This window comes from Bacillota bacterium (genome assembly GCA_033549065.1).
GTDB lineage: Bacteria > Bacillota > Dethiobacteria > DTU022 > DTU022 > JAWSUE01.
In genome coordinates, this window is record JAWSUE010000014.1 from 26,668 (window position 1) to 44,281 (window position 17,614).

A 17,614-nucleotide genomic window follows, 5' to 3' on the forward strand; every position below is an offset into this window, starting at 1 on the left:
CTCCCGCAAAGATTGGGCCCAACAATTAAGCTTAGCCTTTCATCTCTTTCAACTTCTCGGTCAGCTTGGGCACAACCTTGAACATATCATCGACTATGGCGTAGTCGGCGACGGTAAAAATCGGAGCTTCCGGATCCTTATTGATGGCAACAACCGTTTTTGCCCCTTTCATACCGGCTATATGCTGAAATGCGCCGGATATACCCATAGCAATGTACAGCTTGGGTTTGACTGATTTTCCAGATGTTCCCACCTGGCGGTCATGAGGTATCCAACCGGCATCGGTAGCAGCCCTGGAACCGGCGATATCAGCTTTAATTGCTTTAGCCAGTTCCTCGACCAGCGGCAGGTTTTTATCTTCCTTCAAACCGCGGCCTACGGCAACGAGAATATCCGACTGGGTTATATCAACATCGCCTACCTCGGCTTCAATGTACTCAACAAATTTACGATAGGCTACATCTTCTTTCAGGGGGGAATCAAGTTTTTCTACCGCCCCTGCTGCTGACGGTTCCGGGGCTTCGACAACACCTTCCCGGATTGTCACCAAATATGTATCTGCAGGCTTGAAAACAACGGTTGCATTAACCTTGCCCGAATAGAGCTGGCGGGTTGCTTTTAAAGCCCCACCTTCATATTCAAGGGCAACTGCCTCGGCAACCAGGGGAAGTTTTTTCTCAACAGCCAGGGCAGGCATAAAATCAACACCCTGGGAAGTATGACCGGTCATCACGACAGAAGGTTTGAGATCATCAATCAGGGCTGAAAGCACTTTTTGATACTTTTCAGCATTAAAGTTTTCAAATAAAGGATCATCGATAACCGCTACCTTGACCCCGTATCCGGCAACCTTCTGGGCCAAACTGTCCATACCGCTACCGATAAGAAGAACCATTACTTCGCCGCCCATATCCTGAGCCAGTTTGGGAGCGACAGCAAGCATTTCAAATGAAACATCTCTCAGTGTTCCCTGGCGGTGTTCCGCCAATACCAGAATATTACCCATTATACCAAGCCTCCTTTAACCAGTATGGAAGCCAGTTTTTCGGCTTTCTCGTCGGGTTCGCCTTCAATAAATTCAGCAGAGGATTCAACCTCCGGAATATAGAGTTTCTCAAGGATGACCATCGAGGCATCACTGTCTACTTCTGCAGGATCGACCCCGAGATCTTCAAGTTTTACTACTTTAAGTTCTTTCTTCTGAGCTTCGCGAATACCGCGAATGGGAGCATAACGAGGTTCATTTATGCCGGTCTGGATGGTCAAAACTGCCGGAAGTTCAAGCTCAACGACTTCCATCAGTCCCCCTTCCAGCTCCCGGTGAGCTTTAACTTTTCCATCAAGAACCTCGACTTTCTTTACCATGGAAGCATGGTTTACACCGAGTTCCTCGGCAAGCGCAACACCGGTAGACATGTGTCCGTCATCTGTAGCCATACACCCGGTCAGGACAAGGTCGAATTCTTCGCCTTTTACAGCACCGGCCAGCACTTTGGCCACCATAAGGGGATCATGGACGGCGACCCTGTCATCTTCGATCCGAACAGCACGGTCACAGCCCTTGGCCATAGCCATCCGGATCATTACATCCGACTGTTTTGGGCCAATCGAAACAACAGTGATCTCGCCACCCTTATTTTCTTTAATAAGAACAGATTCCTCAACGGCATAATTATCAGCATCGTTAATGTCAAATGAAAAACGGCTGCTGTCAACGGTTATACCGTCGGGATTGACCTTAACTTCAGCTTCTGAAGTATCTGGCACATATTTGATACAGACAAAAGTCTTCATAAATCACTCCACCTCCTGTCAATATTTAAGCCTATCAGGCGTCAACAAAATCCCCCAGTAATTCCATAATTTCAGCCACCCTCATCTCTTCCTCATAACCGAGGCCTTTCATGGCATCTTCCAGGGTTAGAACACAGAATGGGCAGGCCACGGCAACGATATCGGCACCGAGAGCTTTAGCATCCTTGATTCGTGTTTCGGCCAGCCGCTCTTTTTTCGATTGAGACTCAACCCACATCTTACCCCCGCCGCCCTCACAGCAGAGGCTGCGTTCACGACGGCGGTCAAATTCGAGAAGTTCAACGCCGGGTATGCCCTGGAGCAGACGACGGGGCTCGTCAAATACTCCCCCCTGTTTACCCAGATAGCAGGGATCGTGAAAGACAATCTTCTTCTGGAGATCACCCTTCCAGGATAGTTTCCCTTCGGTTACCAGTTGATCGAGCAATTGGGTGTAATGAATAACCGGACTTTTCAGATCCGGGTAGTGGGTTCTGTATGTGGTAAAGCAATGAGGAGATAATGTAACAATTCTATCAGCGGTAAATTCATTCAGAAACTCTGTATTATCCTCAACCAGCATTTCAAAAAGGCCTTCTTCGCCGAGGGTAAAGACCTCACTGCCGCAGCAGCTTTCATTCTCGTCAATGAAGGCATAATCGATTCCGGCTTTATTCAGGATTCGAACCATATTCTTGGCAATAGCCTGAACCCTCGGGTCATAAGCAATGGTGCAGCAGACAAAGAAAAGGTTCTCAACGGCTACACCCGGCTCGGCTATTTTAACATCAAGACCTTCCATCCAATCGGTTCGGGCTGCTCTCGATTTTTCCCAGGGGTTACCTTCAAGCAAAACGCTCTGCAGCGCATCACGGACTGTCGGTTCAACTTTTCCGCTTTCAACAATCATGGTCCGTAAGCCAATCAAAACTTCCAGCGGCTTCAAGCCCTTGGGGCAGCGGACAGCACAGGTATGGCAGGCCGTGCAATCCCAAATTTCCGCCAGCCTGGCCAGTTCATCGAGCTTCTCTTCGTTATACGCGTCGTATACAAAGCGGCGCACATTGAGATCGGCCCGGACAGTAACCGGACAGCCCCCGGTACAGCGACCGCATTGGATACAACCAAGCAGATCATATTTTTCGGTGAATGTCTGGCTTTCGGTACTCATTAGCATACCCCGCATCATGAAATAATTAGTTCAAAGTAGTCTCACCGGCATCAATAGAGCAATCGGCCGGTTCCGGCATAGAAAAATAACCTCCGGCAACACCTCTCTTTAATAGCAATAAATTTAAATTGTATGACAATTGCGATAAAAGCAGGCTATATTAGAGGATTTCGACATTTCTCATAATATATCCTGCTTTAAATTTTAAATTCATAAATATTTAACATGAACAAATATTTACCCTGTCAAGCGATTTGACAAAACAGATATTATGTAATGGAGCATATAATATCAGCAAATTGTAATTGTCCCGGGTTGTCCCTCCGTGATTCGTCCAATTATAGTTCCGGCTTCCCCATTGCTCTTTAAAATCTTCCGGAATTGCTCCGCCTTCTCTTCAGGCAGGGCAACCAGAAGACCGCCCGAAGTTTGCGGGTCGGATAATATCATCAGTTCATCGTCTTTTACCTCTTCCGGTCCTTTCCAGGTGATCTGCCCTTTCATATATTCAAGATTACGGTAAGCTCCTCCGGGTATCATGCCCATTGAAACCATCTCTCTGACCGACGGATAGAGAGGCACTTTTTTAAATTCAATCTCAGCTGAAACCTGGCTGGAAAGAAGCATTTCATGCAGGTGACCCAGCAGACTGAATCCTGTTATGTCTGTACAGGCCGAAACACCGATCTCAACCATTGCCCGTGATGCAGAGGCATTGAGGGCAGTCATCCCTTCAACCACCACAGAAGCGTCTTGTTCCCGCAGAATCTCGCCCTTGATAGCAGTTGCAATGATTCCCGTACCCAGAGGCTTGGTTAATACCAGAATATCACCCGGACGGGCTCCACTGCCGGTAATAAGGCGGTCAATGTAAACCAGGCCGGTCACGGAGAGACCGTATTTCGGTTCCTGATCCTCGATACTGTGCCCGCCAACAACAACCGCTCCGGCTTCGCTTACCTTATCATATCCGCCGCGCAGGATCTCTTCCATGATCTCCAGCGGCTGGCAGGATACCGGAAAACAGATGATGTTCAGCGCTGTTAACGGTCGGCCTCCCATGGCGTATACGTCGCTAAGCGCGTTGGCGGCGGCAATCTGCCCAAAAGTATAGGGATCATCTACAATCGGCGTAAAAAAATCAACAGTCTGAACCAGGGCTTCAGTTTCGGATATACGGTAGATCCCCGCATCGGAAAAATGCTGTTCCCGGTTCAGGTAGTTGGGATCATCAAACTTAGGCAGGCGGCGCAGAACCTGCGCCAGGGCCTCAGGCCCGATTTTGGCCGCTCAGCCGGCGCTCGAAGTCATGCTTGTCAATCTTATCTCTTTGCGATCGATTGTAATCACCGCCTTTATCTTTTTATTTTGGAGCAAGCAGAACCCTGTAATCTTCAACACGCCTGGTGTACTTCACCTGATCAAAGTGCTCAAGAAGCGCCTGGGCAAACTTTCGGGAAGTGCCGCTCTTGTCCCTGAATTCAGCCAGAGTCATTTTAGCATTGGTCCTGAAATGTTCGGCAATTATCAAGCGGGCTTCCTCGTAAGCATCCTTATGAAAGAAGAGCTCGTCAGTTACTTTGTAAAGTACTTTTTTGCCCTGCAGGTAATTAAAGAACTCATCCTTACGATCCTGTTTCAACCCTGATTTTTCAAGAACTTCTCTTAAACCTGGAGGCTGCAGCCCGCTCTTTCGGTATAAATCAATTATTGTATCCAGTTTGTTCTGATCGACTGCCGAGGGTTCCGGTTGATAACCATGTATAGAAACATATTCTCCCCTGGATGCCACTTTCTTTTCCGTCTGCAGTTTATCCAGAAGGGCATCGTAATCACGCTGGCTGATCCCTCCCGGTAAAAACCCCTTCAGGCTTGCCCTCGACATGCCCGGTGAGAGCGGCTGTCGCGAATGTACTTTTTGTAGTTCATCTACCAATTTGTCAGCAACATTATTCAGAACAGCAGAAAGAACAAATGAACTGCCCAGCGGAACTGCTTCGTCATTTGAAACAAGCGTTTCAACCATTTTCCCTACTTTAGTTTGGTCAAGACGAGTTTCCCTGGCCAGGCGGTTTATGTCGGCAATGATCAGTTCTTCCAGCTTCCGGCGGACGATTACAGTATCATCGTCACCAGCAGCAGCAGAATCAAGTTCCAGCAGGCTGTTTATAACCTGTTCGCGAAAACGGCGGTGGCGCTGAGGGTAAGGATCAAGAACTTTCCCTCCACCAATCGTGGTCATGGGCGAATAGGAGCGAATGACAAAAGGGTCTCCTCTTTCAGTAACCAGGGGCTTATCAAGGCGGCACTGGGCAAGAGTTTTTTCACCTGGTTTGAGTTCATCCCGGTCCAGCAGCAGTACCCTGGCTACGCTGCGGGCGGTGCCTAAAAAGAAATGAACGGGATCGAGGTTTTTCAATCCCCTCGCAGCCCGGGGGAGTAGTTCCACAGAAACATCGATCAATCCTGTTTCCCGGTAAAACCCGGGAACGCTGACCACGCTGCCACGCATAATCTGGCTTTTTTCAAGACCTGACAGGTTCAGGGCAACCCTGGTTCCGGCCCTGGCTTCCTTAAGATCATCATCATGAACCTGGATATTGCGGACCCTTGCTTCCACGCCAGGCGGGACCACAGCAACAGTATCGCCTACCTTAACCGATCCCTGGATCAGGGTCCCGGTAATAACCGTTCCAAATCCGGCTATGACGAAGGAACGGTCAACAGGCAGGCGAAGCGGCCCGGCGGTATTTCTTGGTTTTATTCCTGTCGTCTGACGATCTATTAAATCTTTGAGCTCTTCGATTCCCTCGCCGCTGATCGCCGAAACAGCATGAATGGGAGCTTCCTCCAGAAAAGTTCCCTTAAGTTCTTCGCCGATCTCTTCCCTGACAAGTTCACGCCAATCTTCCTCGACCAGATCGATCTTGGTGATTACCACTATACCGTTTTTTATGCCCAGAAGCTCCAAAATATCGAGATGTTCCCTGGTCTGGGGCATTACTCCTTCTGAAGCATCAACAACCAGCATAACCAGATCCATTCCGGCTGCTCCGGCCAGCATATTATGAATAAATCTTTCATGGCCGGGGACATCAACTACTCCGGCAAGCCTGCCCCCGGGCAGGCGGAATGGCGCAAACCCAAGATCGATGGAAATACCTCTCTCTTTTTCTTCCTGAAGGCGGTCAGTATCGACACCGGTCAGAGCCTTGATCAGAACCGTTTTACCGTGATCAACATGGCCGGCCGTGCCAATAATCAGATCATCCAATATTCTCATTCTCCCGTATGAAGGTTATCTTTAATCCAACCCTGCAAAAGCATCTTTCACAGCTTCAACCAGTAGATCTTCCTGCTCTTCAAAAATAGTCCGGGGATCAAAGAGCAGGCTTTCCTGCTGAAGGCGGGCGATCACCGGTGGATGGCCGGAACGGAGTTTTTCAACAACTTTTTCAGAGTTTAGATCACTGGCGCTGAAGCTGATAGAAACAAGTGATGTGGGCAGGTCGGCAGTAGGCAGGGCCCCACCGCCAACTTTCGAAAACCCTTCGATTACCGAAACCTTGAACCCGGGGATCGCTGCAGAAAACTGAGCGGCGATTTTACCGGCACGCTCGTTTAATAATTGCGGTTCAGCGGTCAGCATTCGCCAAACGGGTATATTATTCGCTGCTGTTTTTTCGTCAAGGTAGAGGCGCAGTGTTGCTTCCAATGCAGCCAGGGTAAATTTATCAACCCGCAGTGTCCTGGCAAGTTGATTACTGCGCATATAGGTAATCAGGTCCTTTCGTCCGACCAGAATTCCGGCCTGGGGGCCACCGAGCATTTTATCACCACTAAACGTGACAATATCTGCACCATCTTTGATGCTGTCCTGAATCCGGGGTTCTGCCGGCAGTTTGAATTGTTCCAGATCCAGCATTACTCCACTGCCCAGATCTTCAATAGATATAATGTTATATTTTTGGGCCAACGCTGATAACTCTGATGTTTCGACCTCTGCCGTAAAACCGATCATGTGGTAATTACTGGTATGCACTTTCAACAATGCTGCGGTATTCTCGTTTATTGCCGCTTCGTAATCACGGAGGTAGGTCTTGTTGGTCGTACCAACTTCTACCAGGCGGGCTCCACTGGCTTTCATTATCTCCGGTATACGGAAGGAGCCGCCGATTTCTACCAGCTGACCGCGGGAAACGATTACTTCCCTTCCCGAGGCTATTGTATTTAAGGCAAGAAATACTGCAGCAGCATTGTTATTGACCGTTAAAGCAGCTTCAGATCCGCAAAGCTCACAGATCAGTTCTTCAACATGGACCTGACGTGAACCCCGTTTGCCGGTTTCCAAATTCAACTCGAGGTTGTTATAGTTTTCGGCAACTGCGATTAGCGCGTTGACTGCAGAACGGGCCAGGGGAACCCTTCCCAGGTTGGTGTGAATGACAACACCGGTTGCATTGATCAAGGCTTTCAGGTTTGTTTCAGCATATTTTCTGGCCAGTTCGAGAGCTGTTTCAGCTATTGAACCAGCAGAAAGATCGATTTTTCCCAGCTGCCCGGGGTTATCTCTGTGTTCGTTAATCAGTTTGCGGTATAAATCCACTGCATCCTGAGCAGCCTGAAGAACCTGCCTCCTCGGGATATAAAGCAGCGCCTCTTCTAGAAGCGGATCACGCAAAAGGGAATCTATCGCCGGTAATTTTCTTAACAAGGTATTAAAGTCACTCATCTAAGTCACTCATTTCAGCAAAAAGATAAAAAATAGACGGAAGTAACTGGTAATTACAGTCATTATACCCCGACAGAAAGCGGGTTGGCAACCGAACCCTTACATATCAAAAAGTGCAAATAAATTATTCTTTCAGTGTGTAGCCAAGCTGCAGGTTAAGCGGTGAAGTTTCAAGATAACTGCCGGCGCAAAAACCGAGAAGCCTTGCTTTTGCCGGATTGATTTTTCCTTTTTCATCAGCGAACCCTCCTGTGATAATTAATTATATAATACCTATACTGTATCTAGCTCCTTCACGGGCCAATTCAGCTCCAGGAAAGTATTTTTCAGCTTCTGCCAGTGCTAACTGAAGATCTCTTTCAGGATGGTGATGGGTTAGTATTAATCTTTTAACACCTGCTGCGGAAGCTGCCCGGGCAGCCTGAGCAGAGCTCAGGTGATTGGGCAAGCCAAGTTCAATATCTTCATTCAGATAATTTGCTTCACATAAAAAAAGGTCTGCACCTTTAGCCATCTCAAGCAGGCTATCATTGTATTCAGTATCACCGGAATAGGTCAGGATCCCCCTTGATGATTCAATTCGAACAGCGAGAGAGGGGACTGCATGCACCCCAAAGCCTGTAATTACCGAAAAAGGTCCGATTGTTACTTTTTGTAGTTCGCCTAAGTTTACAACTTCGTAAGCATGTTTATAGGGAAGACGTGCGTATTCACTCTCAGGCTCCCCGGGTGCGAACAGGGGCAGCGGCTCCTTTCTTAAACCCTCGTTAAAAGCCATTTCCAGGCCGTAGCGCATGATCATCAAGTCTGAAATATGATCGGCATGAAGATGAGACAAGATGACAGCATCAAGTGTATGAAAAGCGATCCATTCCTGCAAACGGCTAAGCACCCCATTCCCGCAATCTAAAAGCAGGTTTGTGCCCTCCATTTGCAAAAGGTAACCGGAACAGGCTGCTCCGGCTTTCGGGTATGGGCCGTAACAACCTAACACAGTAAGCTGCATATCCAGAAGCCTCCTTAAAACCTAACCGACGGTCATGAAATAGCAAATTCCCTGATTTCTTTCCTGTCTATTCTTTCCTGTAAGGTATTTTTTACTTCTCCCTTTGAACTGAAGTACAAGATCTGCCAGCCTGAAGAATTAATATCGGCCAGCATTTCCATCAGTAATCCTAACCGGACGGGATCTGCCTTAATAAAGGGATCATCCAGGATTAAGAAACCCCTGTTCTCTTTGAGTACTGCTTCTCCCAGGGCAATTCTGACTGCAAAATATAGCTGATCAAAAGTTCCTCCCGACAGACTTGAAGCTTCAAGGATGTTTCCTTCAGTATTTACAACCATAATAGGGTTTTCACCACCCTGAAATCTTACTTCCCGGTAACGCCCGCCTGTTATCCTGGCAAAGTTTGCATGCAGAGAACTTTCCGGGCTGAAAAGCTGATGAACTTTCTCTTCTTCTTCATCCTCGAGTTCAGATAATATCTCCAGGGCAGCCAAAGCTGAATCCCTGTTCTGCTCAAGAACTTTAATCCATCCCAGTAATTTAATATTTATGGCATTCAGATCTACAGTGGTCTGACAGGGCAGGTAACCTCCTTCATAATCAAATACTTCATTGACCAAGCGCTCAATTTCTCTCAGTTCTTCTTTACGCTCGCCAAATTTTTCATTAAGCAGGTTCAGCTTATTATTTACTTCTTCAAGTTCATCGGATAAACGGTCAACTTCTTTCTGATTATAAATGATTCCCTCAGCCGAATCGGCAAAACGGGCCAGATTATCAACCTTCTCCACCCAGTAATTAATATCGTTGGCACCCCTATTGACGCTTTTATCCAATCCAAAATGACTTTCCAGTATATTCTTCTGCACTTTGATCTCGCTGTGCATTTTACCCTTTTCCCCGATCAGGGTTTCCAGCTCTGCAAGGGCGCTGACAGCATTCGCCTCTTTTAGATTATTAACCTTCGCTTCTTCAGACTTGATGCGCTGCATCAGATCATCCAGATCTTTCTCAACCCGATCAAGTTCTTTTTGATGCCACTCAACTTCTTTTACAGCTTCATTCAGCCTGCTCTCTGCAATGACAAGCTCGCGACTCTTCGTGCCCAAAGCGGTACGGACAGCAGCTATCCCGGCAGCAGACAGTCCCAGTCTTTCAGCTTTTTGGCAAAGCGATGCTTCCTGTCCGGCCAGCCTTGCCTTTAACCCAAGAAGGTTAAAACGCAGCCAGCCAATAAAGAGGCCGTAGCCCAGTGAAACAGCTAAAAAGAGATGAAACCACCAGATGGGACGGATAATTAAACCTGTTACCGATATTGCAAAAAGGAGCAGTGCCAGCACAGATACACTCTTTAGTGTCTTACTGCCGGTAAGTACTTCCCTTTTCCTGTAAACCTGCGACTGCTGGTCGTGTTGTTCAATTAAAGGGTTTAGCTGATTAAAAGCCGTTTCATATTCATGTTTGGCCGTGCTGTGAGCTAAGGATAAATTCTTACTTTCCGTTCCTGCCCTGGTCAGAGATTCCTTTGAGCGGTCATATTCTTCTTCATGTTTTTTCTTCTCAGCCTTCAAAAAATCGAGGGATGATTCCGACCGACGCCAGGATTCAAGCTCAGCCTCATCATAATTTTTATACTTCACCAGATTGTTTTCGATTTCATCAATCTTCCGCAGAGCTTCATTTCCTTTTTCATAACGCTCCCTACTCAAAGCAGCATCGTACATTTTTTTTAGCTCCACCATCCCTGAAGATCTTTCCTTCAGGAATGCCAGTTCTTCCTCAAAACTGCTGAAATTTTCTTCCTCGAGCTCTATTAGGAGGGATTCTATCCGATCGGTAAGGGCCAAAGCCTGTTGATAGCGATCTTTGAGCTTCTCCGGAGCAGTATTGCTTATTGCTCCTTTCTCTGTTATTCCTCCCAGTTCAGATAATTTTTTTTTGATATTAGCGATCTCTTCAGTGCGCATTCCTGTAAGACGGGCAGTGATATTTCGGTAAAAATCATCTTCACCTTTTATGGCCAGATCACTGTCACGGATAACAAATATATTGGAAAATTCGGCAGCACTAACCGGGTAAAAATCGCTTAATGACCCTGCTTCAGGCAGTTTAATTTCCTCTCCGTTTCTTTCACTCAGTAACAGGTAGCCTTCGGGATTTTCTGTTACCCTGTTCAGCGCTGAAAAATAACGGCCGGCTTTTTTCCCAAAGAGCATTTTCAGTAAAGCGTCGATGGTCAGGGTTTTACCGTCTTCATTGGAACCGTAAAAGAGGTTAAAACTGCCGAGCTTCAAGACGCCTATTTCTGACAGCGGTCCGTATCTTCCAATGGCAAATTCCTTCAGGAACATGATTTCACCACCCTGAAGGCATCTATAACCATTCTCAAAGCCTGCTCCTTTATTTCAGCGGGATTATCGCTTTTTTCCATTCGCTCTTTAAACCTCAGGTAAAGATCGTCTTCCAGTATACGGCTTATATCGATATAATCTTCCACAATTTCGTCGACATTTAGCCCGGATAGTTTTTCCCTTATCTCTACCGATAAATCACTTTCAGTCAATCCAATTTCAGCGCTGTTAAAAAACCCGCTGATTTTGAGGATCACTCTGGCTGCCTGGTGTACATCGGCAATTTCATCAGCGAGGCTTTCAAGAGGGTTTTTCTGACTGAATGGATCCAGTTCAAGAAGAAGTTCCTGAAAATGCATGCTGTCCAACCCGAGTTCTACAGGAGCTTTATTACCATCGATCAGGTTAACGACCCGCCTGCCGCTTTCCCTCCTGGTAACTGCCACCGGAGAACCGGGATATATAAACAGACCGCCTCCGGGAAGGTTCCAACCTGCATAGCGGGAGTGGAAATGACCGGCCAACACATATTTCACAGGAAGTTTATTGAAGTAAGCCAGTTTTACCGGCATATAGCGATTGTTACCTTCATCCCCAAGATCATTCCTTGAAAAAAAAGCATCAAGTAGTTCACCGTGATAGAGCAGGATATTAAAGTGATCCGGATCCATCTTTTCACCAAGATGGTGTAAATCTCTGACCAGCCTATCCCCGCTGATTGCTTTAAAGGGCAAGCCCCATATCACCAACTCACCAAGTGAAACCGGTTCAAAGGGATTCCTGATTACCCGGACCTTGTCTCCAAAATAGAAACCGCTGCTGTATGCATTAAAATCATGGTTCCCCGGTAAAATAATTGTCTCAAAATCACCTCGGCTCAAATATGATCTGAGTTTATTTCTGAGTTTTTCCGCTTCAACATTATGATCAAATAAATCTCCTGAAATTGCCAAAACATCAACATTCTCAGCACAGGCGGCTTCAACGATATAATCCAGAGCTTCCCAGCGTTCAGCAGCATGCTCAGTTAAATGTATATCAGCGGTATGAAGTATTTTCAAAATCGCTTGGATCCTCCACTCTTTTAATTATACAGTTAAGTAATTGAAATCATTCTCCCTGGTCGCCCTGTATACCTGCCCGTTCACGGTATAGCAACCTGAGAGATGAGGTACCGCAAAATAAATTTTGCTTTTGGGGTAAGCATCAGGAAACAGCCTGAAATCAATCTTACAATCATCTATGGCCAGGTATTCGATTTGTGCCCCGGGGAAAACATGACCTGACGTGCCAAGAAAAGTTACTTTCTCCCGATCATAGGCTGCTTTAATCAAGCTAACACTTTCAAATGGCTCCAGCAAGATTTCAGCCCCCGGTTTTTGTAACAGTGTTTTTGCAGAAAAATAATACCCTTCCGGCAAGATTAATTTTTTCATTACCCTGCTCATATTTATATATGCCAGATAATTCCTTTTATTTAAAGCAAATTCAATACAATATACCATCTCAGAAAACCTTCTATCCTTAATTTCTGCCTCACAAAGTGGATAACTTTCTGCAATCTGTTCAATCTGTTCCGAATTTAATTCATTGACATTATCAGAGAAGAAAATCAGGCCGCCGAAGAGATTATTAATTAAAAATAGCGTATTTCGCTGGTTAAGGGAAAGGCGGTTTTCGTTTACACCTCTGGTGCCATCCCGCAGAATAAAGACATCCGGATCATTACGGAAAAAAGTTGAGTCCAGGAAACTGCGGTTAATTACTGAAGTGATCGCATTTTCGGTCGAAACCCGTTCACGATAGTTGATATGCGCCAGGTAATCTTCCCAGTAAGGACTTACATCGCTTCCGATACGGCAGTAATCAAAATTACCCGCTGCAGAACCCAGAGGAACACCACAGCCCAATATGATACTTTTTCGCGTATGATGTTCAATAAAATTAACAGTATCCCACATTACTGTTCCCCTGGATTTCCCATTTAATGGTAAAAGTGCTGCAGCATATAAAAAATCGAATTTGAGCATCCCGTAGCCCCAGTCTTCCTGAATAGTTTCAAATACCCGCTTCAGGTAATCCCGGACACCGGGGTTATAAATATCAAGGGCATAGAAGAATCCCTCCCAGCCGGGGTTAAACCCGGCTTTCAACGGTTTGCCGCGCTGATCGCGCAGTAACCACCCGGGATTTTTCTTAAATATTTCTGAAGAGGGCACGGCAATCAGGGGAGCCAGCCAGAGCCCCGGTTCATAGCCGAATGACTTGATTTCTTCGCAAAGAGATTTCATTCCCGAGGGAAATTTATCGTTACATCCAAGCCAATCACCGATGGCATTTTGCCAGCCATCATCAATTTGAAAGTAGGTTAAAGGTATCTCTTTTTTTTTGAGATTTTTCAAATTTTCCCTGACAATAGATTCGGAAACACCGGTATAATAATTGTACCAGCTGCACCATCCAGTTGCCTTTTTACCGGATTTTCTGGTAACCCGCAGGTTATTACCATATTCTTTAAAAAGTTTGTTTAAATTACCCCGGCCGATATAGATTTTAAGGAGCTGAAAGCCATTTTTCACTTTTACGCCCAGGCAGTCCTTGTGAACCCTCATGACATTAAGATCAAAATCATATTCAAATATTGTGTATCCTGTAGATTCTTCGAGAGAAGCAAGGAGTAATGCATCGTCTCGATGATGATGAAAGAGTGTATATGTCCAGGAATGAAAATGGCCGCGATCTCCGGGAGTGGAAAAGATATTGTAATCACCGTAAGGAGCTAGCAGCAGTTTGGCCGGAAAAAACAAAGGAGCGATGCGGTCATTCGCTCCAACTTCTTCACTGCGGCTCCAGGATTGAAAGCCGTTCACAGTCATTTTTGATCGGGCAGGAATCTCAGGCTCCAGCTCTATATAGAATCCTTTAAGATCTATAGGGCAAGATTCTTCGCCCTGCTCCAAAGCCAGGGTTAAAACAATGCCTTGTTCAAGGCTTTCTCTATTATCAACGGTTATTTTGACGGAAAGTGAATTATCCCCGGGCTGACCGGGTAGATGGAAGCTTTTTAACAGATGATCTTCATAGTAATCCAGCCGCAGGAAATTAATTATTTGCCAGCCTTGATCAGTAGTTTTGTTAACCTCAGAATCAGCAAAAAAACTGTACCTGTTACTTTTTCTTCTTAAAAATTCGATCACCCCATATGGACAAAGCGACAAGCAGGATGCCGAAACTTGCTATACCGATTGCAGCTTCCCTGAACCTGTCCAGGGCTGTCTGTATATACAGCTGAGATACAACACCGGTAAATAGGAGGATATTGTCAAGAGAAGCGATCAATATAAAGGTGAGAAAAGCAGTAATTGCCAGGCATAACACTCCCGGTCCCATGAATCCGCTGAAGCTATGGTCTATAAAATAAAGGACTATCAGCATGAAACCCAGAGAGGCGAGGCATAACCAGAAAACATTATGAATGACCATGGGTTGTAAATCTGCATAAAAAACTACCATATCCCGCCTTAGACCTGTTGCTTCGGTTACAATAAGTCGGATTGTATCTTCAGCTTTTACCCCAAACAAAGAGAGTGTCAGAAATGTGAGGAGTACAGTAAGAGAAAATAGAAATCCGATTATGATTTTCACTGCAACTTTTAGACTGTGCAAAAAGATCCCTCCCTGAATTTATTGTAATCGAGAGCCCTATTCCGAAAATTTAAAATTGACCTTTACAATTCGCTTGTTTCTGCTTAGAATCCTGCCTGATTGAAATTTTTTATTTTCTAGTTAATCAGCACCGGAAATCCAGTTCTTAATATGTGAGTCCGAAGAGACAATTGTCTGTGAGCGATCCGGCCCGACCGAAACTATTTCAATTCTGACCCCAACAGTTTCCTCCAGAGCCTTTAAATAATGGCGGGCAGCTGATGGCAAATCTTCCAAAGACCTGATATGAGAAATATCCTCATCCCAGCCCTGAAAACTTTCATATACGGGAATACAATCTTCAAGTTCATCAATACCGCTTGGAAAATTCTTTAATATCTTTTCTCCACATCTATAAGCAACAGCAAGGTTGATCATTTCCATGCCGCTGAGAACATCAAGCTTGGTGATTGCTATCCCGGTCAGACCATTGATTATAGAGGCATAGCGGGCAACAACCGCATCAAACCAGCCACATCGCCTCGGACGCCCTGTTGTTGTCCCGTATTCATTTCCTCTCTGGCGCAGCTGGTTCCCGGCTTCTGAATGATCCTCGGAAGGAAAGGGGCCTTCTCCTACACGCGTGGCATAAGCCTTCATAACTCCCAGAACATTACTGACATATCCCGGACCAACCCCTGTGCCGGTTGCTGCAGCCCCTGCCACTGTAGAAGAGGAGGTAACAAAAGGGTAAGTACCGTGATCAATATCCAGTAAAGCACCCTGGGCTCCTTCAAATAATACTAATTTCCCTTCTTCGAACTTTTCAAGAAGCAGGGTAGTGATATCAGTTACCATGGGCGCCAACTTCTCAAAAACAGGCAGATACCGGGCAACCATTTCTTCATAGTCAATACCTTCTACACCGTATATTTCCTTTAGTATTTTATTTTGCATGGGCAGTACCTCGGATATTTTTCGGCGAAATCCTTCAGGATCGGTCATATACCAGGCCCTTATGCCGCGACGGAGCGCTTTATCTGCGTAAGCAGGTCCGATTCCCCTGCCGGTAGTCCCTATTTTTTGCCCTGCACGCATTGTTTCATCTGCCACATCAATCATTTGATGGTAATCCAATATGAGATGGGCTTTGCCGCTTATCCTTAAGTTTGCGGTGTTTATACCCCTCTTGGTCAACTCTTCAAGTTCTTCGACAAGAACCAATGGGTTTACAACCATTCCATTGCCGAGTAAACAGAGTGTATCGGGATAAAGTATACCCGAGGGCACATGGTGAAGCTTGAAAATATTGGCCCCGTAAACAACAGTATGTCCGGCGTTGTCTCCCCCCTGAAAACGGGCAACCACATCTGCTTCCGAAGCAAGATAATCAATAATTTTACCCTTTCCCTCATCACCCCACTGGGCTCCGACGACCACCATACTGTTCATTTTATTCATTGGAACACCGCCTATTGCTGACTGATTTTTTCTCTGAGCAGTTTATTCAATTCCCCGGGATCGGCCCGCCCTTTGGTTAAGGCCATCACCCTTCCGACTAAAAAGGTTATTGCCTTTTCTTTTCCCTGCCGGTAATTCTCAACAGCATCCGGATTTTCGGCAATGACCTGTTCAATGAGGGGAATCAGCTTCTCCCCTCCGGCAATACGCCCTAAACCCTTTTCTTCGACCAGTTCTTTCGGACTGCTCCCATTCTGAATCATCTCTGCTAAAAGTTCCTTGGCAACCGGCCTGTTTATCTGCCCCTTCTCGAGCAGGGTAAGCAGTTCGACAAATAATTCTGGTTTAATTTCTTCAGGTTTTTTATCATTTTCTCTCAGCTGGTACAGAAAATCACCCTGGACCCAGTTGGCCAGGTTTTTGTAGTCATCATACTTTTCAGCGGCAGCTTCAAAGAAATCGGCCAACGGACGATTCTCTATAAAAATATCCAGTTCGCTCTCACCGAGTCCGTAATGTTCAGCCATACGGGCCCGGCGTTTACCGGGCATCTCGGGAAGTGATTCCGCGATCCTGCTGATAAAATCTTTATCAAGTGTAAGCGGCAGCAGATCAGGCTCGGGAAAGTAGCGATAATCCGAAGAACCCTCCTTGCTCCTGATGGGAATCGTAATTTTTTCAGCCTCATCCCAATGGCATGTTTGCTGGATAACAGTTCCGCCTCCGGCGAGAATCTTTTCCTGGCGTTTGGCTTCATAGTATAATGCTGTTTCAACAGCACGGAAGGAATTCATGTTTTTCACTTCAGCCTTAACACCATAACCCTGGGAACCAACCGGCCTTAGAGATATATTTGCATCGCAGCGCAGGGATCCTTCTTCCATCTTGCAGTCAGATGCTCCTGAATAGAGTAGAATCGAGCGAAGTGTTTCAAGAAACTTTCTTGCTTCACTCCCGGAACGAATATCCGGAGCGGTGACAATCTCCAGAAGTGGTATGCCTGTTCTATTGTAATCCACCAGGGAGTAATCCGCTCCAAAAATCGAGTCGCCGGCATGAATCAGCTTGCCCGCTTCTTCTTCAAGGTGGACCCGCTCAAGATTGATTCTGCGCAGTCCACTCTCAAACTCCACTTCCAGGTATCCGCCTTTGGCCAACGGTTGCTCGTATTGAGATATCTGGTAAGCTTTCGGCAGGTCCGGGTAGTAATAATTTTTTCGATCGAACCGGCTCTGCAGTTGGATATCACTGTTTAAAGCCAAAGCGGCGGTAACAGCCAGTTCAATAGCCCTTTTGTTAAATACAGGCAAAGTACCGGGAAGGCCCAGGCAAACAGGGCAGCAATTTGTATTCGCTTCCTGTCCGAATGAAGTGCTGCACCCGCAAAACAGTTTTGAAGAAGTTTGCAGCTCAAGGTGAATTTCCAGACCGATAATTGTTTCATAATGCAT

13 protein-coding genes are annotated in these 17,614 nt (G+C 46.1%); all 13 read right to left on the reverse strand.

Annotation, left to right across the window (positions count from 1 at the left end; translation table 11 throughout):
- Positions 1 to 31 precede the first annotated feature (31 nt).
- The 13 genes from SCJ97_09910 to gatB all read right to left on the reverse strand — a co-directional run bounded on the left by SCJ97_09910 (position 32) and on the right by gatB (position 17,614).
- The gene (locus SCJ97_09910; protein ID MDW7740349.1) at positions 32 to 1,006 is read right to left on the reverse strand and encodes an electron transfer flavoprotein subunit alpha/FixB family protein; all 975 of its coding nucleotides are present in this window, start codon (positions 1,004 to 1,006) and stop codon (positions 32 to 34) included.
- The gene (locus SCJ97_09915) at positions 1,006 to 1,794 is read right to left on the reverse strand and encodes an electron transfer flavoprotein subunit beta/FixA family protein (protein MDW7740350.1); all 789 of its coding nucleotides are present in this window, start codon (positions 1,792 to 1,794) and stop codon (positions 1,006 to 1,008) included. The genes SCJ97_09910 and SCJ97_09915 overlap by 1 nt, the downstream gene beginning before the upstream one ends.
- A gap of 34 nt (positions 1,795 to 1,828) precedes the next feature.
- Positions 1,829 to 2,965 (reverse strand): (Fe-S)-binding protein, encoded by a 1,137-nt coding sequence (locus SCJ97_09920; GenBank protein MDW7740351.1) that lies wholly within the window; start codon positions 2,963 to 2,965, stop codon positions 1,829 to 1,831.
- Between the two features lie 291 nt (positions 2,966 to 3,256).
- Positions 3,257 to 4,276, reverse strand: a complete 1,020-nt coding sequence (selD, locus tag SCJ97_09925) for a selenide, water dikinase SelD (GenBank protein ID MDW7740352.1) — start codon at positions 4,274 to 4,276, stop codon at positions 3,257 to 3,259.
- Positions 4,277 to 4,328: 52 nt separating this feature from the next.
- A complete protein-coding gene (gene selB / locus SCJ97_09930; GenBank protein MDW7740353.1) occupies positions 4,329 to 6,239 on the reverse strand; it encodes a selenocysteine-specific translation elongation factor in 1,911 nt (636 codons plus the stop codon).
- A 30-nt stretch (positions 6,240 to 6,269) separates the two neighbouring features.
- Positions 6,270 to 7,697 carry an L-seryl-tRNA(Sec) selenium transferase gene (selA, locus tag SCJ97_09935; GenBank protein ID MDW7740354.1) on the reverse strand — a complete coding sequence of 476 codons (1,428 nt, stop codon included), beginning with the start codon at positions 7,695 to 7,697 and terminating at the stop codon, positions 6,270 to 6,272.
- Positions 7,698 to 7,959: 262 nt separating this feature from the next.
- Positions 7,960 to 8,703 carry an MBL fold metallo-hydrolase gene (locus tag SCJ97_09940; GenBank protein MDW7740355.1) on the reverse strand — a complete coding sequence of 248 codons (744 nt, stop codon included), beginning with the start codon at positions 8,701 to 8,703 and terminating at the stop codon, positions 7,960 to 7,962.
- A 32-nt stretch (positions 8,704 to 8,735) separates the two neighbouring features.
- Positions 8,736 to 11,057, reverse strand: coding sequence for a hypothetical protein (locus SCJ97_09945; GenBank protein ID MDW7740356.1), 2,322 nt, complete (start codon positions 11,055 to 11,057; stop codon positions 8,736 to 8,738).
- Positions 11,048 to 12,118, reverse strand: coding sequence for a metallophosphoesterase (locus SCJ97_09950; GenBank protein ID MDW7740357.1), 1,071 nt, complete (start codon positions 12,116 to 12,118; stop codon positions 11,048 to 11,050). The genes SCJ97_09945 and SCJ97_09950 overlap by 10 nt, the downstream gene beginning before the upstream one ends.
- 27 nt (positions 12,119 to 12,145) lie before the next feature.
- On the reverse strand, positions 12,146 to 14,254 hold the full coding sequence (locus tag SCJ97_09955; protein ID MDW7740358.1) for an alpha-galactosidase: 2,109 nt from the start codon (positions 14,252 to 14,254) through the stop codon (positions 12,146 to 12,148).
- Positions 14,226 to 14,723: a hypothetical protein gene (locus tag SCJ97_09960; GenBank protein ID MDW7740359.1), complete on the reverse strand. Its 498-nt coding sequence runs from the start codon at positions 14,721 to 14,723 to the stop codon at positions 14,226 to 14,228. The genes SCJ97_09955 and SCJ97_09960 overlap by 29 nt, the downstream gene beginning before the upstream one ends.
- A gap of 120 nt (positions 14,724 to 14,843) precedes the next feature.
- Positions 14,844 to 16,163 (reverse strand): adenylosuccinate synthase, encoded by a 1,320-nt coding sequence (locus SCJ97_09965; protein ID MDW7740360.1) that lies wholly within the window; start codon positions 16,161 to 16,163, stop codon positions 14,844 to 14,846.
- A gap of 11 nt (positions 16,164 to 16,174) precedes the next feature.
- The gene (gatB, locus tag SCJ97_09970; protein ID MDW7740361.1) at positions 16,175 to 17,614 is read right to left on the reverse strand and encodes an Asp-tRNA(Asn)/Glu-tRNA(Gln) amidotransferase subunit GatB; all 1,440 of its coding nucleotides are present in this window, start codon (positions 17,612 to 17,614) and stop codon (positions 16,175 to 16,177) included.

What these genes read in the sequence shown, in the direction of transcription:
- SCJ97_09940 (MDW7740355.1), bottom strand. Translation starts at nt 8,703, where the DNA reads ATGCAGCTTACTGTGTTAGGTTGTTACGGCCCATACCCGAAAGCCGGA.
- selA (MDW7740354.1), bottom strand. Translation starts at nt 7,697, where the DNA reads ATGAGTGACTTTAATACCTTGTTAAGAAAATTACCGGCGATAGATTCC.
- SCJ97_09910 (MDW7740349.1), bottom strand. Translation starts at nt 1,006, where the DNA reads ATGGGTAATATTCTGGTATTGGCGGAACACCGCCAGGGAACACTGAGA.
- gatB (MDW7740361.1), bottom strand. Translation starts at nt 17,614, where the DNA reads ATGCATTATGAAACAATTATCGGTCTGGAAATTCACCTTGAGCTGCAA.
- SCJ97_09965 (MDW7740360.1), bottom strand. Translation starts at nt 16,163, where the DNA reads ATGAATAAAATGAACAGTATGGTGGTCGTCGGAGCCCAGTGGGGTGAT.
- SCJ97_09920 (MDW7740351.1), bottom strand. Translation starts at nt 2,965, where the DNA reads ATGAGTACCGAAAGCCAGACATTCACCGAAAAATATGATCTGCTTGGT.
- SCJ97_09945 (MDW7740356.1), bottom strand. Translation starts at nt 11,057, where the DNA reads ATGTTCCTGAAGGAATTTGCCATTGGAAGATACGGACCGCTGTCAGAA.
- SCJ97_09915 (MDW7740350.1), bottom strand. Translation starts at nt 1,794, where the DNA reads ATGAAGACTTTTGTCTGTATCAAATATGTGCCAGATACTTCAGAAGCT.